Annotated in this window: 23 protein-coding genes; 11 read left to right on the forward strand and 12 right to left on the reverse strand. The window is 69.5% G+C overall.

Going from position 1 to position 25,609, the window contains the following annotated elements:
* Positions 1-31: 31 nt before the first annotated feature.
* The 4 genes from ACWFRJ_RS04405 to ACWFRJ_RS04420 form a co-directional block, all read right to left on the reverse strand.
* Complete coding sequence (locus ACWFRJ_RS04405) at positions 32-547, reverse strand: MarR family winged helix-turn-helix transcriptional regulator (RefSeq protein WP_453524673.1); 516 nt, start codon at positions 545-547, stop codon at positions 32-34.
* Between the two features lie 109 nt (positions 548-656).
* Entirely contained in the window at positions 657-1,043 is a 387-nt protein-coding gene (locus ACWFRJ_RS04410; protein WP_453524674.1) for an STAS domain-containing protein, read from the reverse strand.
* Complete coding sequence (locus tag ACWFRJ_RS04415) at positions 1,040-2,134, reverse strand: cobalamin B12-binding domain-containing protein (RefSeq protein WP_453524675.1); 1,095 nt, start codon at positions 2,132-2,134, stop codon at positions 1,040-1,042. The genes ACWFRJ_RS04410 and ACWFRJ_RS04415 overlap by 4 nt, the downstream gene beginning before the upstream one ends.
* Complete coding sequence (locus tag ACWFRJ_RS04420) at positions 2,131-3,735, reverse strand: PP2C family protein-serine/threonine phosphatase (protein WP_453524676.1); 1,605 nt, start codon at positions 3,733-3,735, stop codon at positions 2,131-2,133. Before ACWFRJ_RS04420 ends, ACWFRJ_RS04415 begins: the two co-directional genes overlap by 4 nt.
* 513 nt (positions 3,736-4,248) lie before the next feature.
* Here ACWFRJ_RS04420 and ACWFRJ_RS04425 point away from each other — a divergent pair.
* On the forward strand, positions 4,249-4,836 hold the full coding sequence (locus ACWFRJ_RS04425; RefSeq protein ID WP_453524677.1) for a PadR family transcriptional regulator: 588 nt from the start codon (positions 4,249-4,251) through the stop codon (positions 4,834-4,836).
* A gap of 80 nt (positions 4,837-4,916) precedes the next feature.
* Complete coding sequence (locus tag ACWFRJ_RS04430) at positions 4,917-6,644, forward strand: acyl-CoA dehydrogenase family protein (protein WP_453524678.1); 1,728 nt, start codon at positions 4,917-4,919, stop codon at positions 6,642-6,644.
* Between the two features lie 45 nt (positions 6,645-6,689).
* Here the strand turns inward: ACWFRJ_RS04430 and ACWFRJ_RS04435 are convergent, their stop codons facing one another.
* Both ACWFRJ_RS04435 and ACWFRJ_RS04440 read right to left on the reverse strand, forming a co-directional pair.
* Positions 6,690-7,121, reverse strand: a complete 432-nt coding sequence (locus ACWFRJ_RS04435; RefSeq protein ID WP_453524679.1) for a VOC family protein — start codon at positions 7,119-7,121, stop codon at positions 6,690-6,692.
* 61 nt (positions 7,122-7,182) lie between these two features.
* Positions 7,183-7,599: a Fur family transcriptional regulator gene (locus ACWFRJ_RS04440; protein WP_453524680.1), complete on the reverse strand. Its 417-nt coding sequence runs from the start codon at positions 7,597-7,599 to the stop codon at positions 7,183-7,185.
* Positions 7,600-7,949: 350 nt separating this feature from the next.
* Here ACWFRJ_RS04440 and katG point away from each other — a divergent pair, with 350 nt between their 5' ends.
* Positions 7,950-10,163 carry a catalase/peroxidase HPI gene (katG, locus tag ACWFRJ_RS04445; RefSeq protein WP_453524681.1) on the forward strand — a complete coding sequence of 738 codons (2,214 nt, stop codon included), beginning with the start codon at positions 7,950-7,952 and terminating at the stop codon, positions 10,161-10,163.
* Positions 10,164-10,225: 62 nt separating this feature from the next.
* Here katG and ACWFRJ_RS04450 read toward each other — a convergent pair whose 3' ends face one another.
* From ACWFRJ_RS04450 to ACWFRJ_RS04465, 4 genes are all read right to left on the reverse strand, one after another.
* On the reverse strand, positions 10,226-10,618 hold the full coding sequence (locus tag ACWFRJ_RS04450; RefSeq protein ID WP_453524682.1) for a hypothetical protein: 393 nt from the start codon (positions 10,616-10,618) through the stop codon (positions 10,226-10,228).
* Positions 10,619-10,741: 123 nt separating this feature from the next.
* Positions 10,742-11,185 (reverse strand): HEAT repeat domain-containing protein, encoded by a 444-nt coding sequence (locus ACWFRJ_RS04455; RefSeq protein ID WP_453524683.1) that lies wholly within the window; start codon positions 11,183-11,185, stop codon positions 10,742-10,744.
* A gap of 154 nt (positions 11,186-11,339) precedes the next feature.
* Positions 11,340-11,951, reverse strand: a complete 612-nt coding sequence (locus tag ACWFRJ_RS04460) for a DUF1152 domain-containing protein (protein WP_453525064.1) — start codon at positions 11,949-11,951, stop codon at positions 11,340-11,342.
* Positions 11,952-11,989: 38 nt separating this feature from the next.
* Positions 11,990-13,333: a Gfo/Idh/MocA family protein gene (locus tag ACWFRJ_RS04465; RefSeq protein ID WP_453524684.1), complete on the reverse strand. Its 1,344-nt coding sequence runs from the start codon at positions 13,331-13,333 to the stop codon at positions 11,990-11,992.
* 330 nt (positions 13,334-13,663) lie between these two features.
* On the opposite strand from ACWFRJ_RS04465, the gene ACWFRJ_RS04470 reads away from it, so the two are divergent.
* From ACWFRJ_RS04470 to ACWFRJ_RS04505, 8 genes are read left to right on the forward strand one after another with little or no spacing between them, the layout of a single operon-like run.
* Complete coding sequence (locus ACWFRJ_RS04470; RefSeq protein ID WP_453524685.1) at positions 13,664-14,782, forward strand: Gfo/Idh/MocA family protein; 1,119 nt, start codon at positions 13,664-13,666, stop codon at positions 14,780-14,782.
* On the forward strand, positions 14,779-15,702 hold the full coding sequence (locus ACWFRJ_RS04475; RefSeq protein WP_453524686.1) for a DUF6807 domain-containing protein: 924 nt from the start codon (positions 14,779-14,781) through the stop codon (positions 15,700-15,702). The genes ACWFRJ_RS04470 and ACWFRJ_RS04475 overlap by 4 nt, the downstream gene beginning before the upstream one ends.
* Complete coding sequence (locus tag ACWFRJ_RS04480; protein ID WP_453524687.1) at positions 15,696-16,442, forward strand: cupin; 747 nt, start codon at positions 15,696-15,698, stop codon at positions 16,440-16,442. The genes ACWFRJ_RS04475 and ACWFRJ_RS04480 overlap by 7 nt, the downstream gene beginning before the upstream one ends.
* A 60-nt stretch (positions 16,443-16,502) precedes the next feature.
* Positions 16,503-17,786 (forward strand): ABC transporter substrate-binding protein, encoded by a 1,284-nt coding sequence (locus tag ACWFRJ_RS04485; protein WP_453524688.1) that lies wholly within the window; start codon positions 16,503-16,505, stop codon positions 17,784-17,786.
* Entirely contained in the window at positions 17,783-18,742 is a 960-nt protein-coding gene (locus ACWFRJ_RS04490) for a carbohydrate ABC transporter permease (protein ID WP_453524689.1), read from the forward strand. Before ACWFRJ_RS04485 ends, ACWFRJ_RS04490 begins: the two co-directional genes overlap by 4 nt.
* Positions 18,739-19,614, forward strand: a complete 876-nt coding sequence (locus ACWFRJ_RS04495; protein ID WP_453524690.1) for a carbohydrate ABC transporter permease — start codon at positions 18,739-18,741, stop codon at positions 19,612-19,614. The genes ACWFRJ_RS04490 and ACWFRJ_RS04495 overlap by 4 nt, the downstream gene beginning before the upstream one ends.
* Complete coding sequence (locus ACWFRJ_RS04500; RefSeq protein WP_453524691.1) at positions 19,611-20,216, forward strand: hypothetical protein; 606 nt, start codon at positions 19,611-19,613, stop codon at positions 20,214-20,216. Before ACWFRJ_RS04495 ends, ACWFRJ_RS04500 begins: the two co-directional genes overlap by 4 nt.
* Positions 20,213-22,027, forward strand: a complete 1,815-nt coding sequence (locus ACWFRJ_RS04505; RefSeq protein WP_453524692.1) for a hypothetical protein — start codon at positions 20,213-20,215, stop codon at positions 22,025-22,027. The genes ACWFRJ_RS04500 and ACWFRJ_RS04505 overlap by 4 nt, the downstream gene beginning before the upstream one ends.
* On the opposite strand, the gene ACWFRJ_RS04510 is transcribed toward ACWFRJ_RS04505, so the two are convergent.
* Complete coding sequence (locus ACWFRJ_RS04510; protein WP_453525065.1) at positions 21,984-22,766, reverse strand: class I SAM-dependent methyltransferase; 783 nt, start codon at positions 22,764-22,766, stop codon at positions 21,984-21,986. The two genes, ACWFRJ_RS04505 and ACWFRJ_RS04510, sit on opposite strands and share 44 nt — an antisense overlap.
* An 80-nt stretch (positions 22,767-22,846) precedes the next feature.
* Positions 22,847-25,546 carry a discoidin domain-containing protein gene (locus ACWFRJ_RS04515; RefSeq protein WP_453524693.1) on the reverse strand — a complete coding sequence of 900 codons (2,700 nt, stop codon included), beginning with the start codon at positions 25,544-25,546 and terminating at the stop codon, positions 22,847-22,849.
* Positions 25,547-25,609 lie beyond the last annotated feature (63 nt).

Genomic DNA, 25,609 nt, shown 5'->3' on the forward strand with positions numbered 1-25,609 from the left:
CCGGGGGCTGATCGAGAACGTCCTGCCGGGGTCAGGCCGCGGGGATGAAGCCGGGTCTGCTGTCGGCGTCGGCATCGGCGTGGGAGTCGGCGTCAGTGGTGAGCTGGGTGTGGAGTCCTGCGAGTCCTCTGGCCAGCGCGCGCCGATCGGCGGCGGGCAGGGCGTTGATCGCGTGGTGCAGCGTTTTCTCGCGCTGCTCGCGGATGCGTTGCAGGTGAGTCCTGCCCGCGAGGGTCAGCCGCAGAGTGACTTCCCGTCCGTTGCCGGGGCACGGTCGCCGTTCCAGGAAGCCGATGGCCTGCAGGCGGTCGCACATGCGGGTGACGGAGGGAGGGGAAGTGGCGAGCCGTTTGCACAGGGACCGCATGCGGATCCCCTCATCGCGGTCGACGACGTACATCAGGCGCAGTTGCGACGTCGAGGCGGGGGCGATGGTGGCTGATCCTCTGGCGTGTTCCCACATCACGTCGAGGAGTTCGACGATCCCACCGGCGGACCGGGTGGCCTCGTGGGAGAAGCTGCGTGAGGTGGAGTCTGGTACTGGCATGTGCGCCCCGTCAGTATGTCTGGCTCCACTCCCCGCACCTGGTCGGGGAGTGGAGTGGCGTCAGGTGGTGCGGTGCGGTCCGGTGGGGCGGGCCGGTCTCGCTTCCCCGCTAGTCATCGGGGGTTCTGCCGTGCTGCCGAGTGGGGAGTTCACGGTGCCCGGTGAGGGGCGCCGTCAGATGGTCCAGGGTACCGGTGAGGGCCAGGAGCCGATCCAGTTTCGCGGTGCGGTCGTCCAGATGGAGCCGGACGCCCGCAGCGCTGGTCCTGCGGTGGACCATCAGCAGGATCGAGAGCCCCATGGAGTCGATGACGTCGAGCCCCGCACAGTGCAGGTGCAGGTCGCCAAGGCGCGGGTGTTCGGCGAGCTTGTCGGTGACGGCTCGCAGGAGATGGTCGGCGTTGTCGTAGTCGAGATCGCCGTGGAGCTCTATGCGGACGGTGTCCTCGGTGTCGACCGTGGTCAGGCGCAGAGGGGAGGGCGGCGTGGTGGTCATGCGGGCTTTCCGGCGGTGAGGGGGTGATCCGGCGTGAGTGCGTCGATGCCGTGTTCGAGGGTCCGGGTGGCTCTGGGGAAGTCCTTGAGCTCGCGGGCCAGGATGCTCAGGGCCGGCGGCAGACTGTGCGCGGGCACACCGCGAGCGGTGAGGATCTGGGCGGTCCAGGTGATGAACCAGGCGAAGAGGTCCTCGTCGCCGAGGTAGAGGGCGGTGGCGAGGAATTCCACGATGTGCGCGAGGTCTTCCGCGGTGCGTTCACGCTGCGCTTCGCTGTACGTGCGCATGGCGGGGAACGCGTCTTCGAGGGCGGTGAAGACGGTGCGCACGAGGGCGGTCCTGCTGTGGGAGACCATGGTGTATTCCTGGTCTTCCAGGTGGGGCAGGTCGTCGATCGGCTGATGATCGGGGAGCGGGCGCGGCAGCGGTGTCCGGGCGAGCTGGTCGGCCGCGGTTCGGGCGTCGGGAGCCCAGGCGTCGGCACCGAGCAGGCGGGCGTACCTGCCGTCGGGTCCGAACGCGGCTCCACCGGCGAGCACGGGTACGCCGACGGCCTGGCAGGCGGTGATCGCGGCGTGCGCGGTGGGCAGCCGGGCCGCGATCGAGCTGGAGAGCGCGACCACGTCGGTGTCGGTGCGGTGCAGGTGGGCTATGAGGTGCGGGGCGGGTACCTGCGCGCCGAGGTAATCGACGTGCCAGCCGCGGAGCTTGAGGACCTCGGCCAGCAGACGCGCGGGCAACGCGTGCCATTCGCCGTCCACACAGGCCACCGTGATCCTGCCCCGGTCCGGGGTGGTGCGTGCGGCCGGGTGCACGGAGAGCGCGGCCACCGCCCGCTCGTTGATGGCGGTCGCCGCGTGCTCCTGGGCCACGGAGAGACGGTTCGCGGCCCACTCCTCACCGACCTTGCCCTGCACCGACGCGATCACGTCGAGCAGCACGCTCTCCGGCGCGACGCCGTCGTCCAGGGCGTGCAGCACCACGTCGGTGGCCGCGTATTCATCGGCCGCGGACACGGCTTCCCAGAGCTCGTCGGCCAGTTGCCGGACCGTTTCGCCGACCGCCGGCCGGGGTGGAGTACGGGTCTTCATGCGGTGTACCTGCCCCGAGTGTGGCCGTTCACCGCACTGAGATGCTGAGTGCGTGGCGCGGAGATCACCACGACGGCCATGTCGTCGTGCCGCCCCTTTCCGACCCACTGGGACGCGAGCATCTGGACACGCTCCACGATGCCCGCGGACGGCATGCCCGCGCACTCCGTGAGGACACGCTGGAGCCGCTTCTCACCGAACTCCGCCCCGCCCAACGGACCGCCCTTGGCCTCGGTGATCCCGTCGGTGTAGAGGACGCAGGACTCCCCGGGCGCGAGCGTGACGGCAGCGGTGTGGGCACGGGCTTCGGGAATCGCCCCCACCAGCGTGCCGCGTGTCTCGGCCTCCTCCACCGCTCCATCCGCACGGACGATCAGCGGAGCCGGATGACCGGCACTGGTCAGCCGCAGACTCACCCCGCTGCCCTCCCGCACGGCGGAAGCAAGGACCAGCGTCGCGAACCGGGTGTGATGGGAATTGACCAGAGAGGTGTTCAGGAGGCTGATCATCTGCTGGTGGTCGTCCGCCAGGGGGAGCAGGGCATGCAGGGTGTTGCGGATCTTGCCGGTCAGTACGGCGGCTTCCAGACCCTTGCCGCAGACATCCCCGAGCGCCACGAACGACGCTTCGCCCTCGACGGCGGCGGGGTGCACGTCGTAGAAGTCCCCTCCGATCCGTTCATGGTCCTCCGAGGGGCGGTAGCCGCCGGCGAAGTCCACTCCGGAGATCTGGTGCAGCGAGGGGGGAAGCAGCTCGCGCATCAGGACCTCGGTGATCGAGATCTGCTCCGCGTACAGACGCGCGGCCGACATGGCGGCTCCGGCACGTGTGGCGAAAAGGCGGGCGAAGACTTCCTCACCGCCCGTGAACGCCGCCGTGCCGGAGCGGCGCAGCAGGACGAGCGCACCGGCTGCGACACCGTGACCGGGCAGCGGGGTGATCACTATCGAGCCGACAGGGCCGAAGTCCTCGGGCACCATCCAGTCCGGTGCGACGGAGGGATCGATCCACCGTGAAGGCACCGGCGGGAATCCGCGCAGCGCCTCGCCGAGACCGGGCACATCGTCCGGATCGACCGACTCCTGGGACCGTACGGGTGCGGCGCCGTGACGGCACGTCACCACGGGCAGCCGCTGCCCGCGCGAGGGCGCGATGACCAGCGCGGCATCGGCGAGGTGCTCCGCCGCCAGCTGCGCGGTCACATCCATGCAGCGCTCCAGATTCAGCGAGGAGAGCAGCAGATTGGACGCCTTGGCCAGGAACTCGGTGCGCTCACGCTCCATCCGCAGAGCCTCACGGACCACTTGGTGATCGGTGTCGTCGACCAGCCACCACACCACGGTGCCGTCGTCCTGCACGCTGGAGTGCGCCTCGAACCTGCGCTCGCTGACGGTTCCCGAGACCGGTGTGTCCGCTGCTTGCCCGCCGCGCCGACCAGGTGCTCTCAGCGCGTCATGCGCGGCGGAGAGCCAAGTGGGGACCACATCAGTGAGGAGGCTTCCGGGGAGGGCCCCGGGCAGGAGCGCACCTGCCGCGTCGCTGCGCAGCACGATGGTGCCTTCGACGTCAGCGACGAGGACGGGATAGGGAGCACGGCTCAACGGTGAGCCGTGCTCTGAGACGGCGCCGATCTGCGCTGGGGGAGAGACCAAAAATTGAGGACTCGCTACGCGAATCCCTCACCTCATCGACTAGTAGGAACGTTGCCTTTGAGCAACCATCCCTCAAGCCGCACTCACCTGGCAACCGGCACTTGCACCCGCTGAATCGTGTTGCCGCAAGGGAGTTTGGAGGGCGTGAATCGGGACACCCCATCAGGGCGCCCCGCCCTACGGGCACCCGGTCCTCGGCGCGCAGCTCGTCGGCCGCATCGGCTTCGGCGAGGGTCCGTTCGAACTGCTCGACGGACTCGGAGTCCTGGGATTCGAGAGTGAGGTCGAGCGGTACCTCGAAGGAGCGGCCCAGCTTGATGGTGTCGACGACGGCCCGGTAGCCGCGGAGCGCCGGGCCGGTCGCGTCACCGGCAGAGGGCGGTACCCAGCCGCCGGGTGAGCCGTGTCTCACCAGGGCGGCCCCACTTGTTTATGCAACGAGTTGCATAGCAGGATCGGGGCATGGCGCTAGAGCACGCGATCCTCGTCTCGCTGCTGGAACAGCCGGGCTCCGGATATGAGCTGGCCCGGCGGTTCGAGCGGTCCATCGGCTACTTCTGGACCGCCACCCACCAGCAGATCTACCGCGTGCTCAAACGCATGGAGAACGACGGATGGATCGATGTCCGCGAGGTGCCGCAGCAGGCACGTCCTGACAAGAAGGAGCACTCCGTCGCCGCCCTCGGGCGGACCGTGCTCTCGCAGTGGCTGCACGATCCGATCGAACCCGAGAGTGTGCGGCACGAGCTCGCCGTGAAGATCCGCGGTGCCGCCTTCGACGACCCGGGCGCGCTGATCCGCGAGGTCGAGCGGCATCGCCAGGCGCACGCCGACCGCCTCGCGCGCTATCTGGCGGGGGAGCGGCGTGACTTCACCGGGCCCGATGCGGATGGGCCCACCACGCCTGATGCGGATGCGCCCACCATGCCTGATGCCGGGCGGGAGCTCCAGCATGTCGTGCTGCGCGGCGGCATCGCGTACGAACGGATGACGCTCGCCTGGCTCGACGACGTGCTCGACACCCTGCACCGGCTCGACCCCGCGGCCTGACCCGGCCCGTCGCTCCTCCACCCCACCACCCCTCACCTGCCGAACCTCCCCAACCTCCCGAGCCGGAAAGGCGAACACCCATGGCCGACCCGCTGCTGTTCAACCCGCGCACCTACGACCCGAAGCACTTCGACCCCGAGACCCGCAGGCTGCTGCGCGCCACCGTCGACTGGTTCGAGGCCCGTGGCAAGCGTCAGTTGATCGAGGACTACCGCACCCGCGCCTGGCTGGCGGACTTCCTCGACTTCTCCGCGAAGGAGGGGCTCTTCGCGACCTTCCTCACCCCGGCCGCCGCGGCCGACGGGAAGCCGGACGCGCGCTGGGACACCGCGCGGATCGCCGCCCTCAACGAGATCTTCGGCTTCTACGGACTCGACTACTGGTACGCGTGGCAGGTCACCGTCCTCGGCCTCGGCCCGGTCTGGCAGAGCGAGAACGAGGCTGCCCGCACCCGCGCGGCGGACCTCCTCTCCCAGGGTGAGGTGTTCGCCTTCGGCCTGTCCGAGAAGACCCACGGTGCCGACATCTACTCCACGGACATGCTCCTGGAGCCGGACAGTGACGGTGCCGGCGGCTTCCGGGCCAGCGGCTCCAAGTACTACATCGGCAACGGCAACGCGGCAGGCCTCGTCTCCGTCTTCGGCCGCCGCACCGACGTCGAGGGCCCCGACGGCTACGTCTTCTTCGCCGCCGACAGCCGACACTCGTCGTACCATCTGGTGAAGAACGTCGTCGATTCGTCGAAGTACGTCAGCGAGTTCCGTCTGGAGAACTACCCGGTCGGCCCCGACGACGTGCTGCACACCGGCCGCGCCGCCTTCGACGCCGCCCTCAACACCGTCAACGTCGGCAAGTTCAACCTCTGCACCGCCTCCATCGGCATCTGCGAGCACGCGATGTACGAGGCCGTCACCCACGCCACCGGGCGCATCCTCTATGGCCGCCCCGTCACCGCCTTCCCGCACGTGCGCCGCGAGCTGACCGACGCGTACGTCCGTCTCGTCGGCATGAAGCTGTTCAGCGACCGTGCCGTCGACTACTTCCGCTCCGCGGGCCCCGACGACCGCCGCTACCTGCTCTTCAACCCCATGACGAAGATGAAGGTGACCACGGAGGGCGAGAAGGTCATCGACCTGATGTGGGACGTCATCGCCGCCAAGGGCTTCGAGAAGGACACCTACTTCGCCCAGGCCGCCGTCGAGATCCGTGGCCTGCCGAAGCTGGAGGGCACCGTCCACGTCAACCTCGCGCTGATCCTCAAGTTCATGGGCAACCACCTGCTGAACCCCGCCGAGTACGAGCCCGTGCCGACGCGGCTCGACGCGGCCGACGACGTGTTCCTCTTCCGGCAGGGACCGGCCCGCGGCCTTGGCTCCGTACGCTTCCACGACTGGCGCACCGCCTACGACGCGCACGCCGACGTGCCCAACGTCGCCCGCTTCCGCGAACAGGCCGACGCCCTCTGCGAGTTCGTCAAGACGGCAGCACCCGGCGAGGAGCAGAGCCGCGACCTCGACCTCCTCCTCTCCGTCGGCCAGCTGTTCGCCCTTGTCGTACACGGCCAGCTGATCCTGGAGCAGGCGCGCCTGACCGGTCTCGACGGGGACGTGCTCGACGAACTGTTCGCCGTTCTCGTACGCGACTTCTCCGCGCACGCCGTCGAGCTGCACGGCAAGGACTCCGCCACGTCGGAGCAGCAGAGCTGGGCGCTCGGCGCGGTGCGGCGCCCGGTCGTCGACGACGCGCGCTCGGCGCGGGTGTGGGAGCGCGTCGAGGCGCTGGCCGGGGAGTACGAGATGGCGCCGTAGCCTCCTCGGAGCGTGCGCCGGGGGCGGCGGGGCGGCGGGCGCGCGTCAGGCGGCGAAGACCTGGTCGTCGTCGGCGAACGCCTTGAACTCCAGGGCGTTGCCCGCCGGGTCCAGGAGGAACATCGTCCACTGCTCGCCCTGTTGGCCCGCGAATCGTACGTACGGCTCGATGACGAACTCGACGCCGGCCGTACGCAGCCGCTCGGCGAGCTTCTGGAACTCCGTGACCGGCAGGATCAGTCCGAAGTGCGGTACGGGGACCTCATGGCCGTCGACCGGGTTGTGCAGGCGCTGCGCGGGCTCCGGCGCCAAGTGCGTGACGAGCTGGTGGCCGTGCAGATTCCAGTCCACCCAGGTGTCCGCGCTGCGGCCCTGCTCCAGGCCGAGCACCTCGCCGTAGAAGAGGCGGGCCGCGGCCAGGTCGTCGACCGGCACGGCCAGGTGGAACCGCGGGACGGGGGAGTTGAGAACGGTCATGGCGTGCCTCCAGTGACGGGTGTCCGGACTGCTGACGGGTGCCCGGACCGTGCCGTGTTGCTCAGGCGGACGCGGTGCAGTCCGGGCACAGTCCCCGGTACGTCACCTCGGCTGCCGAGACGGTGAAGCCGAACCGCTCGGAGGCGGGCAGCGCGGAGAGCGGGTCGCCGCCGGGGTGCACGTCCTTGATGGCGCCGCAGCCCGAGCACACCAAATGGTGGTGGGGGTGATGGGCGTTGGGGTCGTACCGCTTCGCGCGGCCGGTGGACACCTCTATCACCTCGCCGAGGGAGACCAGCTCACCGAGGGTGTTGTAGACCGTGGCGCGAGATATCTCCGGCAGCCGGGCAGTGGCACGCGCGAGCACCTCGTCAGCGGTCAGGTGGACGTGTTCACCGTCGAACACCTCGGCGACCACCCGGCGCTGCGCGGTCATCCTCCAGCCACGTCCGCGGAGCCGTTGCAGAAGATCGCTCATGCCTACCAGCCTATCTGTGCTGTGTCTGACGACTGAATTCGTACGGACCCGTCTGTCGTATTGACTTGGACTTCGTCCATCGTAGGATCAGTTCCGGCCGACGGCCAAGGGACAGGGCAACAGCAGGGAACAGCGCGTGACTTCAGGAGGCGGGTCCGTTCGGCCCGGCATCCGGTACCCCGCTCGCGGAGAAGCAGTCCGTCGAGCAGGCGGGCGCCCTCGGCCTGGAACTGATCCAGGAACCTGCTCCGCTGGAGAATTCTGCCTGCTGCCGCGCCCCCGTCGCCCCCGACTGCTCTGCCGTTCGCAGTTCCTGAGCACCGTGATCCGCCCCGTCCGGAAGGATTCCCATGACTGAGAACCATGACGCGATCGTCACAGACCCGAAGCCGGAAGAGACTGGCGGCTGCCCGGTCGTGCACGGTCGCGCGCCGCACCCGACCCAGGGCGGTGGAAACCGCCAGTGGTGGCCGGAGCGGCTCAACCTGAAGATCCTCGCCAAGAACCCCGCCGTGGCCAACCCCCTGGGCGAGGAATTCGACTACGCCGAGGCGTTCAACACCCTCGACCTGCCGACCGTGAAACGGGACATCGCAGAGGTCCTCACCACCTCGCAGGACTGGTGGCCCGCAGACTTCGGCAACTACGGCCCGCTGATGATCCGCATGGCCTGGCACAGCGCGGGCACCTACCGCATCAGCGACGGCCGCGGCGGTGCCGGCGCCGGCCAGCAGCGCTTCGCGCCGCTCAACAGCTGGCCGGACAATGTCAGCCTCGACAAGGCCCGCCGACTGCTGTGGCCGGTGAAGAAGAAGTACGGCCAGAACCTCTCCTGGGCCGACCTCATGGTCCTCACCGGAAACGTCGCCCTGGAGACGATGGGCTTCGAGACCTTCGGCTTCGCCGGCGGCCGCGCCGATGTCTGGGAGCCTGACGAGGACGTCTACTGGGGCCCCGAGACCACCTGGCTCGACGACGAGCGCTACACCGGCGACCGCGAGCTGGAGAACCCGCTCGGCGCGGTCCAGATGGGTCTCATCTACGTCAACCCCGAGGGTCCCAACGGCAACCCGGACCCGGTCGCCGCGGCCCGCGACATCCGTGAGACGTTCCGCCGCATGGCGATGAACGACGAGGAGACCGTCGCGCTGATCGCCGGTGGTCACACCTTCGGCAAGACCCACGGCGCAGGGCCGAGCGAGAGCGTCGGAGACGACCCCGAGGCCGCGTCCATGGAGCAGCAGGGCTTCGGCTGGAAGAACTCCCACGGCACCGGTGTGGGCGCCGACGCCATCACCAGCGGTCTCGAGGTCATCTGGACCACCACCCCCGCGCAGTGGGGCCACGACTTCTTCGAGCACCTCTTCGAGTACGACTACGAGCTCACCCAGAGCCCGGCGGGTGCGAACCAGTGGGTGGCGACGAACGCCGAGGCGATCATCCCCGACGCCTTCGACGCGTCGAAGAAGCGCCTCCCGATGATGCTCACCACCGACCTGTCGCTGCGCTTCGACCCGGTCTACGAGCAGATCTCGCGGCGTTTCTACGAGAACCCGGACCAGTTCGCGGACGCGTTCGCCCGTGCCTGGTACAAGCTGACGCACCGTGACATGGGCCCGATCGTGCGCTACCTCGGCCCGGAGGTGCCCGACGAGGTGCTGCTGTGGCAGGACCCGCTGCCGGCAGCCGAAGGCGAGCCGGTCGACACCTCGGACATCGCATCGCTCAAGGAGCAGATCCTCGGCTCGGACCTCACCACCGAGCAGCTGGTCTCCGCTGCCTGGGCCGCGGCGTCCTCCTTCCGCGGCAGCGACAAGCGCGGTGGCGCCAACGGCGGTCGTATCCGCCTGGAGCCGCAGCGAAGCTGGGAGGTGAACAACCCGGACGCCCTCGCGCAGGTCCTTCGCACGCTGGAAGGCATCCAGTCGTCCTTCAACTCCGGTGCCAAGAAGGTCTCGCTGGCGGACCTGGTCGTCCTCGGCGGCTCCGCGGCGGTCGAGAAGGCGGCCAAGGACGCGGGTGTCCAGGTCGAGGTGCCGTTCACGCCGGGCCGTGTCGACGCCGCACAGGAGCAGACGGACGTCGAGTCGTTCGCCGCGCTCGAGCCGACCAACGACGGCTTCCGTAACTTCGTCGGCAAGGGCAACCGTCTGCCGGCCGAGTTCCTGCTGATCGACAAGGCGAACCTGCTGACCCTGAGCGCGCCCGAGCTGACGGTCCTCGTCGGCGGTCTGCGCGTCCTTGGCACCAACCACGCCGGGTCGAAGCACGGCGTGTTCACGGACAAGCCGGGCACCCTGTCGAACGACTTCTTCGTCAATCTGCTCGACATGGGCACGACCTGGAAGTCGACGTCCGCGGCGCAGGACGAGTTCGAGGGCCGTGACGCGAGCGGCGCGGTCAAGTGGACCGGCACCCGCGCCGACCTGGTCTTCGGCTCGAACTCCGAGCTGCGTGCGCTCGCCGAGGTCTATGCGAGCGACGACGCCAAGGAGAAGTTCGTCAAGGACTTCGTCGCGGCATGGGACAAGGTCATGAACCTGGACCGGTTCGACCTGGTCTGAGTTCTCTGATCGCGATGTCCGGGGCGGCCCGCGCGGGCCGCCCCGGACATCTTTTTTGGATGTCAACCCGCTCTGTCCACAGAGGGTTTCTCTTGGCGATCAGTGGTGGTGAACTCCATCCACTCGATGCCGGCGACACTGAAATTGGCTCCGACGTCAGAGGACGCGGTGCCCTCGAACTCATGACGTACCCCTGGCTCTGGGCCGTTGAGGCTCCAGGGCGTCGCGATCTTCCATGCCCACTGAAGGGTGGTCAGGAGTGCGTCTTCCGGGGTGCTGCAACGGAGGGGAGAGACGAACCGCAGCTCGGCCAGTTCTGGGAACTTCCAGTACCGCTCGTAACTTTCGATCTCGATGGTGTGCGGCAACAGCTCTCCGATGCGGTCGATCACGCGCTCGGCACCACGGCGGTCGTTTACATGCGCGTAGCAGCGCCAACGGATCGTCTCAAACATGCCGACACTGTATGGCTCTTGCGGAACCGTGCCGGGACTCCTCCCGGTCCAGACCGCCAGTCCACCGGTGGTGGTCCGCAAGTCCGGTGAACGCAACCGCCGGAAGACTGGGTGATCGCTGCGTCAGGAAGGCCCGGGCGGCTGCACAGACGGCCAGTTGGCCAGCCGGGCGCGGGCTTCTTGCGCAATGACTGGCCACGGGTCATCAACCAAACGCGCCACTGCCGACCGCGAGGCGTGAGGGTGGCCTGCGACGAGCCTCCGCACAGCGTCATCCGGATCGTCGACCAGCTGCTCCAGCAACTCGGGCGGGCAACGGCGCTTTCTGGCCACCCGGTCTCGGACTCGCCAGTCCGGATCCTTGATCAGCTCGGTCAGGATCTCCGACGGCACCGTCCTGTTGTGCGCGGCCCAGAAACGCATGTCGGGATGGTTGCGCACAAGGTCCCACCAGACGGGCAGCGGCATGGTTGCCCACGCCGAGCGGTTGTACTCCGCCGGGTCCTCGCTCTCCCGCAGCCGGATGAACTCCTCCACGGAGGTGATCTCAGGGAAACGGTCAGCCATGCCAGCCAGTAAGCCACGATGTCCAGGTCAGACGTCAAGGAAAGTTCATCATCCAGATCGGCGATGATGCCCGTGCCAGCTCTACAGCGGTAGATGCAAGCTGGGAATAGCTCTCCCTTTCGGCTTGCAGGCGGCGTACCTACTGGTCTTCCCGCTAGAGCGGTACCCCCTGTAGCCCGGCTCCGCGCAGGTCAGGGCCGTGTTGGCCGTACCTGCGCATCCTGCAACTCCCCCTGTGTGGTGCAGCTCCCACACAGATGCCAAGAGGTGGCCGGAGCGCGCGGCGTCGTTGTGCCTTCGCGCGTTCGTAGTCGATCTCGGAAGTGCCGCAGACGGTGCGGCAGCGTGTCTCGGCTTCGTCGAGCGTGGTCGTGGCGGCCAAGGCTTGGGCGAGGCGGTTGGCGGCGAACGCCCCCGCCAGGTCGACCTGGCGGACGGTGGAGCCTTCGGCGGTGAGTGGGACCGGGAGTCCGGCGTCACGGATCTCGCACAGGCCTCGGGCGCCCAGCGCGGTGGCGGTGAGCAAGGCTGTTGCCTCGGAGGGGTGCCAGGTGAGTACCGGGAGGATGGTTTGGGTGTGCTCGGGTGCGAAGGCTGTGATCAGGGGGCCGAGGCGGGGGCGCAGAACGTCCGCGGGGAGCTCGCCGTCCAGGCCGGGGCCTGCCACCAGGAGGCGTACGGGCACCTCGATGCGGGCGCAGGCCGCCAGGGTGAGGGCGTCCGCACGGGGGCTGCGCAGGGTGGCTTCGCCGCCGTGGGCCAGGATGTGGACATCGACGCGCTTCCTTGGGCCGTTCCCTCAGCTCACCGCTCCATCAAGCTCCGGGCATCCACCGGAAACCCTGTGGCGAACGAGCGGTTCGCGGCGAGGCCCGTCGCCAGCGAGAGCGCTCCGTCACTGGCGTCCGCCGCGCGGCCCAGGGAGTCGGCATCGCCGGGCGCGCGCTCGCCGAAGAGATCGGCCAGCATGCGTACGTCCCCGCCGCCGTGCCCGCCCTCACCTGTGGGCACCTTCACTTCTCGCGGCTCCTCCCAGAAGCGGCGAAGCAGCAGTTGGGTACGGCCCGCCTCGTCGCCGACCGCCGCACCGTGCATGACCGCGCTCGCGCTGTCGCTCCGCACGTCGGGGCGTGTCCAGGTGGATTCCTCCACGAGGAGTTCGACGCGGCCCTCGCTGCCGTTGAAGGCGATGCGATAGCCCTCCCAGGGCGCGTACGCCGTGAGGTGGTAGGTGAGGGTCGCGCCGGAGGAGTACCGCACGAGGACCGCCATGTCGTCCTCGATGCTCACCCCGGGCCCGAACACGTTCTGGTCGCGGTGATAGCCGTCCTCCGCCTCCGCGTCCAGGTACAGGGCGCTGAGTACGGAGGAGTCGGCGAGGCGGATCGCGAAGGGGTCGCCCGCGGCGGCGGCGGAGCCGTGCGCGCGGGTGTAGTCACGGGCCAGGCCGCGCCGGTTGCCCGCGTCGTCGCCGTAGAAGAAGAGCCCGCCCTGCGCGTAGACGGTCTCGGGCCGCGCGCCCAACCACCAGTTGACCAGGTCGAAGTGGTGGGTGGCCTTGTGCACCATCAGGCCGCCCGAGTTGGCCTTGTCGCGGTGCCAGCGGCGGAAGTAGTCCGCGCCGTGCCGCAGGTCCAGCAGCCACTCGAAGTGCACCGAGCCGACCTCGCCGATCTCGCCGTCCGCGAGGAGCTGGCGCACCGCTGAATGCACAGGGTTGTAGCGGTAGTTGAAGGCGACCCGCACCTCACGGCCCGTGCGGCGTTGGGCGTCGAGGATGCGGCGGGCGCGATCGGCGCTCGTGGTCATGGGCTTCTCGGTGACCACGTCGCAGCCCGCTTCTAGCGCCTGCACGATGTAGTGGTCGTGCAGGTGGTCGACGGTGGTGACCACGACGAGGTCGACGCTCTCACGGCGCAGCATCTCCTCGAAGTCGTCCGCGGAGTACGCGGGTATGGGCGGGCGGCCGGGGTGGGCGGTCGCGATCCAGTCGTTGTGGACGGCCATGCGGTGCGCGTTGACATCGCAGAAGCCGACGAGGTCGATCCGGTCCGCGTAGGGACCGGCGAGCGCCTCGGTGAAGAGCTGGGCGCGGGCGCCGAGTCCCACCACGGCACAGCGGCGACGGCGCGCGGCGTCGAGAGGCATGCGGATTCCGTTCGGGGAGTGGGTGCGTGCGGGATGTCCGGAGTGAGGCGTCAGGGGGGAGGCGGTGATCGCGGGGCAACGGTTGCAGCTGCGACCTGGCTCTGCAAGAGGGTCTGAACGCGCCGGCCACGTCGCTGACTTGGAGGATCTCCACCGGCGACGGCGAAGACCCAGGTCGGCGCGGGGGCGACGGGCAGCGAACGGGCAAACCTCGCCGCCCACATATTGAGTCGATTCAGTTTTCGGCTCCGAGGTCTTGTCCTGACATTCCCGGGGTGCCTAGGGTCTGCCCCAGTGCAAGCGCTTTCTAAGCTCGTTCGAGGAGACCGTATGTCCTCCACCCCCGCCCGTCTACGTGCTGCTGTCGTCGGCACGGGCGGCATAGTGACCGGCAGTCACCTGCCCGCCCTGCGGGCCCACTCCGACCGGATCGAGCTGAGAGCCGCCGTCGATGTCGACCCGGCCCGGCTCGCCGCCTTCCGCACGGAGGCCGGGACGATGGGCATGGATGTCGAGGGTTACGCCGATTTCGACGCCATGCTCGACGCGGTCCGCCCCGACCTGGTCCTGATCGGCACCCCGCCTTCGCTGCACCGGGCGCAGACCGTGGCCGCGCTGAAGGCGGGCGCGTGGGTCCTTTGCGAGAAGCCGCTGTGCCTCTCGCTCGCCGAGTACGACGAGATCGCCGCCGCCGAGGAGGCCTCGGGAACGTACGCCTCGGTCGTCTTCCAGCACCGCTACGGCTCCGGCGCCGTCCACGCCCGCGAGCTGATCGCGAGCGGCGAGCTCGGCGCGCCCCGGGTCGCGCACTGCCAGACCACCTGGCACCGGGACAGCGACTACTACGCGGTGCCGTGGCGCGGCCGGTGGGAGAGCGAGGGCGGCGGCCCCACCATGGGGCACGGAATCCACCAGTTCGATTTGCTCCTGCATCTGCTCGGCGACTGGACCGAGGTGCGCGCCATGGCGGCCCGCCTCGTCCACGACACCGAGAGCGAGGACGTCTCGACCGCCCTCGTACGGTTCGAGAACGGCGCGCTCGCCACCGTCGTCAACAGCGTCCTGTCCCCGGACGAGGTCAGCCGCATCCGCGTCGACTGCGCCGACGCGACCGTCGAACTCACCCACCTCTACCGGCACACCAACGACGACTGGACCTACACCCCGGCCCCGCACGTCGATGCAGCGCGCGCCGAAGCCTGGCGCACCCCCGCCACCGACGTACCCAGCTCGCACGCCGCCCAGCTCGGCGCCCTCCTCGACGCCTACGAGCAGGGCGTACGGCCGCCGGGCAGCGGCCCCGATGCCCGCCACACCCTCGAATTCGCCGCCGCGCTCTACAAGTCGGCGTTCACCGGAAAGCCGGTGCTCGCGGGCGAGATCGCCGCCGGTGACCCCTACTACCCGGCCATGCACGGCAGCCACCCCGACTGGAGCCCCCAGCGATGACGATTCAGGTCACCCACACCCACGGCGAGCGGATCACGGTCAGGTCCGGCGACGTCGAACTGCTCAGCTACGTCTACGCACCGGACCCGGACCCCTTCGAGGCCCGCAAGCCCTACATCCACCCCCTGCGTACCTTGTCCGGGCACCAGGTGTCGGGATACCGGCCGAACGACCACCGCTGGCACAAGGGCCTCCAGATGACCGCGAGCCATCTGTCGGGGCAGAACTTCTGGGGCGGCAACAGCTACGTCCACGGCGAGGGGTATCTGCGCCTGCCGGAGCGCGTCGGGTCCATGCGCCACGACGGCTTCTCCGTCCTGGACGTCGAGGACGACCGCCTCACCCTCGCCGAGGAACTCACCTGGATCGAGAACGGCGGCCAGGAGTGGGCCAGGGAAGAGCGCGGCATCACCGTCCACTCGGTCGACGAGGAGGCCGGATCCTGGGCCCTCGACTGGTCGATCCGCCTGACCAACATCCGCGACGAACCGCTGCGCTTCGGCTCGCCGACCACCGCGGGCCGCGACATGGCCGGATACACGGGCCTGCAGTGGCGCGGACCGCGTGACTTCACCGGCGGCGACGCCTTCGGCCCCGACGACGAGAAGGACGCGGCCGGTCTCATGGGCACCCAGGGCCCCTGGCTCGCCTTCACCGCCGAGCACGACGACATCGACGCGCACTCCACGCTCGTCTTCGCGCACGCCCCCGAGAACCTCGACGAGGCGAGCGCGATCCACGCATCGCACTGGTTCGTACGCTCCGAACCCATCCCCACCGTCGCCTTCTCCTGGGCGTTCTTCGACGAGTTCGCACTGCCGCCCGGCGCGTCCTTCACCTACCGCTACCGCGTCGTGGTCGCCGACGGCGCCTGGGACCGCGACCGCGTCGCCACCCACCTGAAGGGACTGACATGGTGAGTCTTCCGCACCCGCTGCCGGGAGCCGTCGGCCTCTCGCACCTGAGCGCGTACGACTGGGAGGCCGCCGACGGCGTGTGCGGCGGCAGCCCCCATCTGCACCTGGTGTGCACGGAGGCGTATGTCGTCACCGGTGGCCGCGGCGCCGTCCAGACGCTCAGCCCCGACGGCTACCGCGAGGTCCCCCTTGAGGCGGGCTCGGTCGCGTGGTTCACGCCCGGCACCGTGCACCGGATGGTGCAGGGCGGCGACCTGCGGATCACGGTCCTGATGCAGAACAGCGGCCTGCCCGAGGCAGGGGACGCCGTCTTCACCTTCCCGCCCGACGTGCTCGCCGACCCCGAGCGGTACGCCGCCGCGGCGAAGCTCCCCGCGAAGGAAGGACCGGAGGCGGAAGCCGCCGCCCGCAAGCGCCGTGACCTGGCCGTCGAGGGGTATCTGCCGCTGCGCGAGGCGCTCGAAGCCGGGGACAACGGCCCCTACCTGGAATTCCAGCAGACAGCGGCCCGCCTCGTGAAGGACAAGGTCCCCACCTGGCGTGAGCTGTGGCGGGCCGGCGCTCTCGCCACCGCCGAGCGCACCGGCGCGCAACTCGACGCCCTTGAATCCGGCAGCCCCGACTACCTCGCGGGCTCGGGCTCGTACGACAGCCGTCCTTCCCGCCGGGGCGGCTACGGCATGTGCGGGCGCCGCGACGAGTATGAACTGCCGGGCACCACGCTCCCGTACCAAGGCGAGTAACCGCTCCCTTCGTCACAGAGAACGCCCGTCAAGGAACCAGAGAGGAGAGGTGTCATCGGCATGCCCGGAAACAGGACAAAGTGGTCCTGCGCAACGGCCGCGGTGCTCACGCTCAGCGTGCTGCTCACCGGCTGCGGCGGCTCGGACGAATCGAGCGGCGGCGGCAAGACCGTTCTGCGCTACACCTGGTGGGGCAACCCCGACCGGGCGGCCCGTACCCAGGAAGCTGTCGCGCTGTTCGAGAAGGAGCACCCCGGGATCACGGTGCAGACCTCGTTCGCCGGCTACGAGGCGTACAAGCAGAAGCTCGCCACCCAGGCGGCGGGCGGCGACGCACCGGACGTGATGCAGCTCGACTACCGGCAGATCGACCAGTACGCGTCCGGCGGCATCCTCCTCGACCTCGGGAAGCAGAAGAACGCCCTGGGCACCGACGACATCGACCCCGGTCTCCTCGCCACCGGCGTCGTGGACGGCACCCAGTACGCGATCCCGCAGGGCCGTGGCACCGAAACGGTCGTGTACGACGCCAAGCAGTGGAAGGAAGCCGGGGTGAAGCTCCCGCGCAATGGCTGGACCTGGGACGACTGGGCCGACGCCATGCGGGAGCTGGCGAAGAAGACCGGGAAGCCTGGCTCCATCGACCCCGGACAGAGCGAGGACTGCTTCGAGGTGTGGCTGCGCGGCCAGGGCAAGGCCCTCTACACGAAGGACCGTGAAATCGGCTTCACGGCCGACGACCTGACCCGCTGGTGGACCTTCGCCGACAAGCTGCGGCGGGAGGGCGCGGTCTCGCCCGCCGAGCAGACCACGCAGCTCGACGGATCGGTGGAGAACCAGCCGCTGGCCCGCGGCAAGGCCATTGCCGACTTCAACTGGGACGCGCCCTCCAGCGGGTTCACGCCCATCGTGGGCGAAGGCCTCACGCTCGCCCCGATGCCGTCGGGCACGGACGGCACACCTGGCCAGTACTTCAAGCCCTCGATGTTCATGGGCGCGGCGGCCAGCAGCGAACACCCCGCGGAATCCGCCGAGTTCATCGACTTCATGATCAACGACGAGAAGGCGGCGAAGATCCTCGGCGCCTCCCGGGGCATCCCCGTCAACGAGCCGATCCGCGACGACATCGGCCCCGACCTCAAGGACTTCGACAAGACCGTCGCCGACTACCAGGACTCCGTCGACGGCAAGCTCGAAGCGCCGCCGCAGGCCCCGCCCTCCGGCGACAACGCCCTCCAGAGCACCTTCGGGCGTGACTACGACCAGGTGTCGTTCGAGCAGATGACACCCCGCGAGGCCGCGGAGGACTTCATCACCGAGGCGAAGGCGGAGCTGAGGTCATGACCACGACCGACATACCCGCGAAGGCCGCGCGCGCGAAGAGCCCCGAGCCACCGCCGCAGCGGCGCGGCAGGCTCCGGCGAGAGGGTGCCGCCTGGGTGTTCCTCTCGCCCTGGGTGCTCGGCGCCGTCGTCCTGACGCTCCTGCCGATGGCCGTCTCGCTGTATCTGTCCTTCACCGACTACGACCTGTTCAACGCCCCGCGCTGGGTGGGATTCCGCAACTACGTCCAGATGTTCACCGAGGACCCGCGCTACTGGCGCTCGGTCGGCGCGACCCTGACGTACGTCGTGATCGCCGTGCCGCTGCAACTGGCGCTCGCGCTCGCCGTCGCCCTCGCCCTGAAGTCCATGAGGCGCGGCAAGTCCTTCCACCGGTCCGCCTTCTACGCCCCTTCGCTGCTCGGCGCCTCCATGTCGATCGCTCTGGTGTGGCGGGCGGTGTTCAACGACGGCGGCACCGTCGACAACCTCCTCTCGGACATCGGCATCCACACCGGTGGCTGGGTCAACAAGCCCGGCTGGGCACTGTTCGCCGTGGCGCTCCTGACGGTCTGGCAGTTCGGCGCCCCCATGGTGATCTTCCTGGCCGGTCTGCAGCAGATCCCCACCGAGCTCTACGAAGCCGCTGCGGTGGACGGAGCGAGCCGCAAGCGGCAGTTCATCTCCATCACGCTGCCGATGCTGTCACCGGTGCTCTTCTTCAATCTGGTGCTCCAGACCATCCAGGCCTTCCAGGTGTTCACCCCCGCCTTCGCGGTCAGCGGCGGCAAGGGCGGGCCCGCCGACTCCACCCTCTTCTACACGCTCTACCTCTACGACCGCGGCTTCGTCGCCTCCCACATGGGCTACGCGTCCGCCATGGCCTGGGTCCTGCTGATCGCCATCGGAGCCGTGACCGCGGTGCTCTTCCGCACCTCGCGCTCCTGGGTCTTCTACGCGAACGAGGGGGAGCGATGACCACCACCGCCGACAACGCGAGCACCGTGGGCCGTCGGCCCTTTCCCTGGCGCCGGGTGGCACTGCACGTCGGGTGCCTGGCCGCGCTCCTGGTGATGCTGTATCCGCTGGCCTGGCTCGTCGCCACGTCGGTCAAGCCCGCGGACGAGGTGATCGCGAGCCTGAACCTGCTGCCGAGCAAGTTGGAGTGGTCGAACTACACGACCGCCCTCGACGGCGTGGACGACGTGTCCGTCGGACGGCTGCTCTCCAACTCCCTGCTGATCGCGGGCGGCGCGGTCATCGGCAACGTACTGAGCTGCTCCCTCGCCGCGTACGCGTTCGCCCGGCTGCGCTTCCGCTTCCGCGGGCCGCTCTTCGCCTTCATGATCGCGACGATCATGCTGCCGCACCACGCCGTCCTGATCCCGCAGTACATCATCTTCAACCAGCTGGGCATGGTGAACACCTACTGGCCGCTGATCCTGCCGAAGTTCCTCGCCACCGAGGCCTTTTTCGTCTTCCTCATCGTGCAGTTCATGCGCGGCCTTCCGCGTGAGCTGGAGGAGGCCGCGAGGATCGACGGCTGCGGCCCGTTCCGTAGCTTCTTCCTGGTCGTCCTGCCGCTCACCAGGCCCGCGCTGATCACCACCGCGATCTTCACCTTCATCTGGACCTGGAACGACTTCTTCACTCAGCTGATCTATCTCTTCTCACCGGAGAAGTTCACGCTGACCCTTGCCCTGCGGTCGTTCGTGGATGCGTCGAGCCAGTCGGCGTTCGGTCCGATGTTCGCCATGTCGGTGATCGCGCTCCTGCCGATCGTGCTGTTCTTCCTCGCCTTCCAGCGCTTCCTGGTCGAGGGCATGGCCAACTCGGGGGTCAAGGGATGAGCGCCCGGATCCGCGAGACGGGCGAGATATTCGGGCCGCGGATGACGCTGTTCGCCGATGTCCTTGCCCTGGGTGTGGTCACGGCGCTCGCCTGTCTGCCGCTGATCACCGCTCCGGCGGCGCTCTCCACGGCCTGCGCCCTCGTGCGCGGCACCAGGGACGACAAGCCCGTCACGGCGGGGCGGTACGTGGCGCTTCTACGGGAACGATTCCGTGCCGGTGACCTCGTCGCGGGAGCGGTCGCGCTCGCCGGGGTGCTGCTGTTCGCCGCGGATCTGGCGCTTGCGGGGGCGGGGCTGCCGGGTGCCCGCATCTTCGCCGTGACGGCCGCGGTGATCGGAGCGTGCGCCGTGGTCGTGGGCCTGCGTGCCTGCGCCCGCCCCGAATCGATCGGCGACTGGCGGGCCGCGGTGCGTGCTGCGGCCGGTGACTCGGCGCGGGACGTGGGCGGCAGCGCCCTGGTCCTGCTCGCCCTCGCGTCGTCCGCGCTGTGCGCCTGGATGATGCTGCCGCTCGCGTTCCTCGTGCCGGGTCCGCTGGCCATGGCACTCACCGCCATCGAGGTACGCCACGTACGCATGCCCCAGGGGGAGCCCGCGTGATAGCCCGCAGAACCTTCATCGCCACCGCTACCGCCACGGGGATCGGCGGCATCTCCGGTCAGACGGCGGCCGCGGCGGAAGGCGCCGGATCCGTACAACCCCGGCGGGACGAGGACTTCGTCGCCTTCCTCACCACGGCCGCCGACGCGCGCGCCGCCGCTGTCCTCGACGGGTACGGCGGCAACATCACCGAGCTGCACGACCAGGGCAAGGCCCGCGCCGCCGCCCGCAGCCTGCGCACGCTCACCTCCGTCTACGTGCACGCCGCGTCGGCACACCACCACGACGGCGCGCTCCTGGGCCCGCTGCAAGAACTCGCGGACGCGCTCGCCGACGAACAGTTCGACGACGGCCTGTGGGACCAGGGCGCCGTCCACTCACCGCCCGACACCGCCTTCTCCATCGTCGACCTCAACATCGCGTACGCCCTGCTCGACAAGGACGGTGAACGGGCCACCTCGAAGCTGCGGGCCACGGTCGAGCGGATCCTGCGCAAGGCAGGACCGGGCCTCGCGAACGGCGGTGTGCACACCGCCAACCACCGCTGGCTCGTGTGCTCGGCGCTCTCCCGCATCCACCGGCGCTGGCCCGACCCCTCGTACCCCCGGCGCATCGACGCCTGGCTCGCGGAGGGCATCGACCAGCTCTCCGGCGGCGAGTACAGCGAGCGCAGTCCCACCTACTCGGCGGTGGTGACCAACCCCGCCCTGCTGACCATCGCCCGCTTCCACGACCGGCGCGACCTGTACGCACACGTCCGCGACAACCTCACCGCCTCGCTGTACGTGACCGAGCCCAACGGCGAGGTGGAGTCCGTCCATTCGCGGCGCCAGGACCAGGCGACACTGCGCTATCTGCCGGAGTTCTGGCTCCAGTACCGGGAGCTGGCGATCCGCGACGGCAACGGAACGTTCGCGGCGGTCGCCGCGCTGCTGCGGGAGCGCGGAACCGGTCAGACCTTCGGGGAAACCCCGCTGGGCGACCGGCTCGCCGAGGTCCTCGACCGCCCCGAGCTCGCTCGTGAGCTGCCGTCGGCGAAACCACTGCCGACCGACTTCGAGCACCACGACGAAAGCTGCCGCCTCGTGCGGGTGCGCCGCGGCGAGCGGACAGCAACTATCTACGGCGGCACGGACCTGCCGGAGCAGCACGCCATCTCGTCGGGCCTGTCCACCAACCCCACGTTCTTCAAGATGCGCAAGGGCGCCGCCATCCTCGACTCGCTGCGGCTCGCCCCGCAGTTCTTCTCGCTCGGCCCCTTCCGGTCCGAGGGCCTCGATCGGCGGGGCGACGCGTGGCGGCTGCACGCGGAGGTCCGCGCCGCGTTCCACCAACCGCTGCCGCGCCGCCACCGGCGCAAGGACGGGCTCTATCCGCTCACCGACGACGGGCGCTTCTGGTCGGCGATGGACTTCCCGCACCGGCCCAAGGAGTACCGGGCGCTGCGCACCGAGATCCTGGTGCGCGAGACGGAAGGCGGCGGCTGGGAGCTCGCCTTCGACGTGTCGGAGTCCGCGGTGCCTCTCGCCCTTGAGCTGTCCTTCCGACGGGGCGGGGAACTGTCGGGCGACGGCCTGGAGGCGGTCGCCGGGGCCAAGGACACCTATCAGCTGGTCAGCGGCGAGGCCAGCTACACGGTCGGCGACGACCGGATCACCTTCGGACCCGGGAACGGCAAGGGCGGCAAACAGCCTCCTGTGGTCGAGCCGGGGGAGCGCTACACCTGGATGAACGGCTCCCTCACCCCGGACGGAATCCGGGTCCTGGTCACCGGTCGTTCGCCGCTGACGTACCGGATGAAGCTGCGCTGACGCGCTCGCCGGGCTCCGGGCGGCGGGCGAAGAAGACGAACTCCATGCCGGGGCGGTCCGGGGCGTCGCGGATCTCGTCCACGACGTAACCGTGCGCGGCGAGCGAGGCGGTCACTTCCTCGCGCTCGCGGAAGCGCAGGGTCGAGTCGGAGGTGAGGGTCTCGCCCGTCGCGGCGAGGATGTAGGTGTGGCGGAACGACACCAGCGGCAGGCTCACGTCGGTGACGTCCACCCATGTCTCGATGTCCCCGACGCCCTCGACGGTGACCGTGCGGTGGGTCGCGGCGCGGTTCCACCCCTCCCAGGCCCGCCGGGCCGGGACGCGGGTCTCGAAGACGAGGTGGCCGCCCGGCCGCAGGGCTGCGTGAATACCGCGCAGGCTGTCTTCCCACAGCGTCGGGTCGGCGATGGCCTGTGCCACGTTGGCGGTCATGGTGACGAGGTCGACCTGCGTCCCGGGAAGCGTGGTCGCGTCGCCGTGGATCCACTGGACGCGCTCGCTGGCGGGCTTGGAGCGCGCGACAGAGAGGGAGGCGGCGGCCGGATCGACGCCGGTCACCCGCAGCCCGCGCCCGGCGAGCAGCAGCGCGAACGTACCCGTGCCGCAGCCCACGTCGAGTACGTGACGTGCTTTCAGTTCCGCTGCTATGTCGGCGTATACGTCCAGATCGCTGCGATCCGCGTCGAGCGGGTCGTAGAGCACTGCCAGTCTGGGATTCGCGTACGCCTCGTCTGCCACGCCCGGCAGGCTAACAACGGGAGCGGCGGTGGAGGCACTCATTTTCCGTCCTCCACCGCCGCTCCCGCCGCGACCGCGATCTATCGGTTGACGGTCAACTCCTGGATGCCCGCGGGCTTCTTCGCGCTCTTGGAGGTGATCTTCACCCGGACATAGCGGGCTGTCGTGTCTCCGTCCGGTGAGGCCTTGCTCCAGTGCCGCCCGTCGAGCGACGTCTGCACGGTGTGCTTCGTCGGCTTCACGTCCGTCCAGCGCGGGGTGATCCTGGAGATGCGGGAGACCTTGCCGAGGTCCGTGGTGAGGGTTGCGCGGGTGGCGTCGGAGACCCAGGCGGTGGCGGTGCTGCCGTCGAACGCGGCGCCCGCGTACTGGCCGGGCTGCTCCGAAGTCGCCTTCGCCGTACGGCACCTGGCGAGGTTGTCGGTGGGCTCGAGGTCAGGGCGGCGGGTCTTGAGGTGCGCGGGTGCGCCCTGGCTGACGATCTGCTTGCCCTGCGGGGTGTCGATCTCGAAGGGCTCGCCGTGGGTGAGACGCACGGTGGTCCCGTGCGCGCCGATGGCGATGTCGTACGTACGGCCCTGCCAGTGCTGCCCGTTCAGCTTGACGCCCTCGGACAGTTGCGGCGGCAGCATCGGGTCGAGGTGCACGCTGTTCTCGCGCGGCCGCTGCCCGGTCAGGCCATGGGTGAACACCTGGAGAAAGCCGCCCTGGCCGGTCGTGAAGTTCTGCGCCGGGGAGCCCGACAGCGGGTCGGTGGCCCCCGCCTTGTCGCCGCGCGCCTCGGAGAAGAGGTTGAACGGGCCGCGTACGAAGGGCCGGATGGAACGCTCCAGGTAGGTGTACGCGGAGCAGCCGGCCTCACCGATGGAGGCGGCGTCGACGGCGTGCACCGAGTCGGTCATGGCGGGGCCGTCGGGGTCGGTGCGGGCCGCGTAGTAGTCGAGGGTGTTGGTGGCGGCCTTCTTCGACATCGGCCACTCCAGCGGGTACATCAGGAGCACGGTGTCCGCCTGCTTGATGACCGAGCCCTTGTAGCCGTCGTACTGCTGGAAGACCTGCTTCTTCTTGTCGTAGGGGATACGCAGCTTGTCGGCGACGGTGCCCCAGCTGGCCGGGGCGTCCTTGCCGAGGATCTTCGCGGCGCGGGCGGCGGTGCGCAGAGTGGTGGCGGCGCCCGCGTTGGTGAAGACGCCGTCGTCGACGCCGTTGCTGTACTCGTCGGGCCCTGCGACGTCCTTGATGGAGTAGCTGCCGTCGGTGTTGCGCGTGGCGCGGTCGGCCCAGAACTCGGCGATCCCCTGGATCACCGGCCAGCCGCGGGTGCGCAGCCAGTGCGTGTCCTTGGTCGCGAGGTAGTACTGCCAGGCGGCCAGGGCGACGTCGCTCTGCAGGTGGTTCTGGGTGCGGCAGTGCGGCGGGTCGACGCTGTGGCACTCGGACGTGAGGTCGCCCTTGCTCGCGCTGGTCCAGGGGTAGAAGAGGCCGCGGTGGCCGAGCTTCTTCGCGTTGGCGCGGGCGGCGTCCCGGGTGCGATAGCGGTACTCGACCACGGACTTGGCGAGGTTCGGGTGGGCGGCGAGCAGCGCCGGGTACATCCAGGTCTCCGCGTCCCAGAAGACGAGCCCGGCGTAGTTGTCGCTGCTCAGGCCGGTGGGGGAGATGCTGTTGGCCGAGCCGGTGCGGGTGCTGGAGAGGAGCCCGTACTGCGCGGACCGCACCCACGACTGCAGGTCACTGCGGCCGGGCACCTCGATGTCGCTGCGCCACAGCTTGCGCCAGGCGGCGGTGTGCCCGCTGAACAGTGCGTCCCAGCCGCGCCCGGCCGCGCCCTGAGAGGCCGCCACGGCGTCGCGCTCGGGGGAGCGGGAGGTCAGCGCGGTGTCGACGCCCACGTACTTGGTGAGTTCGTAGGTCTGCCCGGACCGGACGGGGACACCGACGGACTGATGGGCGCTCAACTTGCGGGCGGGAGCTGAAGCTTGTTCATTTCTCGTACGCACTCCGTGCCCTGCACGGAGTGTCGACGCGACCGTCCCTTCGGTCTTCGTACCCTGCGTGCGGAAACCCACGGCCATGGTCCCCTGGTCGGAGCGGGTGCCTTCCGCGGTGGGGGAGACGCGTCGCGCGCCGCGTCCGTCGATGCGGTCGGTGACCCTCGCGTCGCCGTCCCAGTGCGGAGTCATGCGCAGTCGTACGGCGCCGACGTGAGGGTTGTCGCGGTCGGCGAGGACGTCGTAGACGAGATCGGTGGCCCGGCCGTCCTTCGCCGTCCAGGTGAGCTCGGTGCGCACCAGGCCGCGGCGCAGGTCCAGGCTCTGCCGGTAGTGCGAGATCCGGGAGGCCGGTGTCGCGGAGGTGAACGTCTCGGAATCATGCCCGCCGGTGGACACCGTGAGCGGCGACCAGGTGGGGATGGCCGCGGCGACCTGGCGGTTCTCGGTGGTGTCCTTGTTGTGGGCGTAGAGCCCGGAGACGAAGGAGCCGTCGTAGCGGGGGGTGAACAGCGGCCATCCTGTCTTGGCGTCGGAGGCGGCGTAGCCGGTTCCGTTGGGGGCGACGCGCTGGCCGAGATAGCCGTTGCCGACGAAGGCGTGGTACGTGTCCTTCGCGTCGATGCGGGTGGACGTCATCGTCCAGCCGTCACCTGAGGACGCGGGTGTCGTCGGCGCTTCGGTACTCGGTGTCGCGGTGCCGGCCGCCGCGGTGGGGGGAACGGTCGCCGCAAGCACACCCACGAGGAAGGGCGCGATGAACCGGACCGTGCGGGGGAGGGACCTCATTGTGCTCCGTTGCGGGGTCGCCGGGAAGGTCAGGCGACCATAAAGATGTGAACGGTCCGCGTC

This window comes from Streptomyces sp. NPDC055239, from assembly GCF_053606205.1.

Excerpts from the sequence above, each read along its gene's own strand:
- ACWFRJ_RS04440 (WP_453524680.1), bottom strand. The coding sequence starts at position 7,599 with ATGAGCGATCTTCTGCAACGGCTCCGCGGACGTGGCTGGAGGATGACC.
- ACWFRJ_RS04435 (WP_453524679.1), bottom strand. The coding sequence starts at position 7,121 with ATGACCGTTCTCAACTCCCCCGTCCCGCGGTTCCACCTGGCCGTGCCG.
- ACWFRJ_RS04515 (WP_453524693.1), bottom strand. The coding sequence starts at position 25,546 with ATGAGGTCCCTCCCCCGCACGGTCCGGTTCATCGCGCCCTTCCTCGTG.
- ACWFRJ_RS04475 (WP_453524686.1), top strand. The coding sequence starts at position 14,779 with ATGACGATTCAGGTCACCCACACCCACGGCGAGCGGATCACGGTCAGG.
- ACWFRJ_RS04490 (WP_453524689.1), top strand. The coding sequence starts at position 17,783 with ATGACCACGACCGACATACCCGCGAAGGCCGCGCGCGCGAAGAGCCCC.
- ACWFRJ_RS04470 (WP_453524685.1), top strand. The coding sequence starts at position 13,664 with ATGTCCTCCACCCCCGCCCGTCTACGTGCTGCTGTCGTCGGCACGGGC.
- ACWFRJ_RS04500 (WP_453524691.1), top strand. The coding sequence starts at position 19,611 with ATGAGCGCCCGGATCCGCGAGACGGGCGAGATATTCGGGCCGCGGATG.
- ACWFRJ_RS04430 (WP_453524678.1), top strand. The coding sequence starts at position 4,917 with ATGGCCGACCCGCTGCTGTTCAACCCGCGCACCTACGACCCGAAGCAC.
- ACWFRJ_RS04485 (WP_453524688.1), top strand. The coding sequence starts at position 16,503 with ATGCCCGGAAACAGGACAAAGTGGTCCTGCGCAACGGCCGCGGTGCTC.
- ACWFRJ_RS04495 (WP_453524690.1), top strand. The coding sequence starts at position 18,739 with ATGACCACCACCGCCGACAACGCGAGCACCGTGGGCCGTCGGCCCTTT.
- ACWFRJ_RS04480 (WP_453524687.1), top strand. The coding sequence starts at position 15,696 with ATGGTGAGTCTTCCGCACCCGCTGCCGGGAGCCGTCGGCCTCTCGCAC.
- ACWFRJ_RS04415 (WP_453524675.1), bottom strand. The coding sequence starts at position 2,134 with ATGAAGACCCGTACTCCACCCCGGCCGGCGGTCGGCGAAACGGTCCGG.
- ACWFRJ_RS04405 (WP_453524673.1), bottom strand. The coding sequence starts at position 547 with ATGCCAGTACCAGACTCCACCTCACGCAGCTTCTCCCACGAGGCCACC.
- ACWFRJ_RS04450 (WP_453524682.1), bottom strand. The coding sequence starts at position 10,618 with ATGTTTGAGACGATCCGTTGGCGCTGCTACGCGCATGTAAACGACCGC.
- ACWFRJ_RS04410 (WP_453524674.1), bottom strand. The coding sequence starts at position 1,043 with ATGACCACCACGCCGCCCTCCCCTCTGCGCCTGACCACGGTCGACACC.
- ACWFRJ_RS04425 (WP_453524677.1), top strand. The coding sequence starts at position 4,249 with ATGGCGCTAGAGCACGCGATCCTCGTCTCGCTGCTGGAACAGCCGGGC.
- katG (WP_453524681.1), top strand. The coding sequence starts at position 7,950 with ATGACTGAGAACCATGACGCGATCGTCACAGACCCGAAGCCGGAAGAG.
- ACWFRJ_RS04455 (WP_453524683.1), bottom strand. The coding sequence starts at position 11,185 with ATGGCTGACCGTTTCCCTGAGATCACCTCCGTGGAGGAGTTCATCCGG.
- ACWFRJ_RS04465 (WP_453524684.1), bottom strand. The coding sequence starts at position 13,333 with ATGCCTCTCGACGCCGCGCGCCGTCGCCGCTGTGCCGTGGTGGGACTC.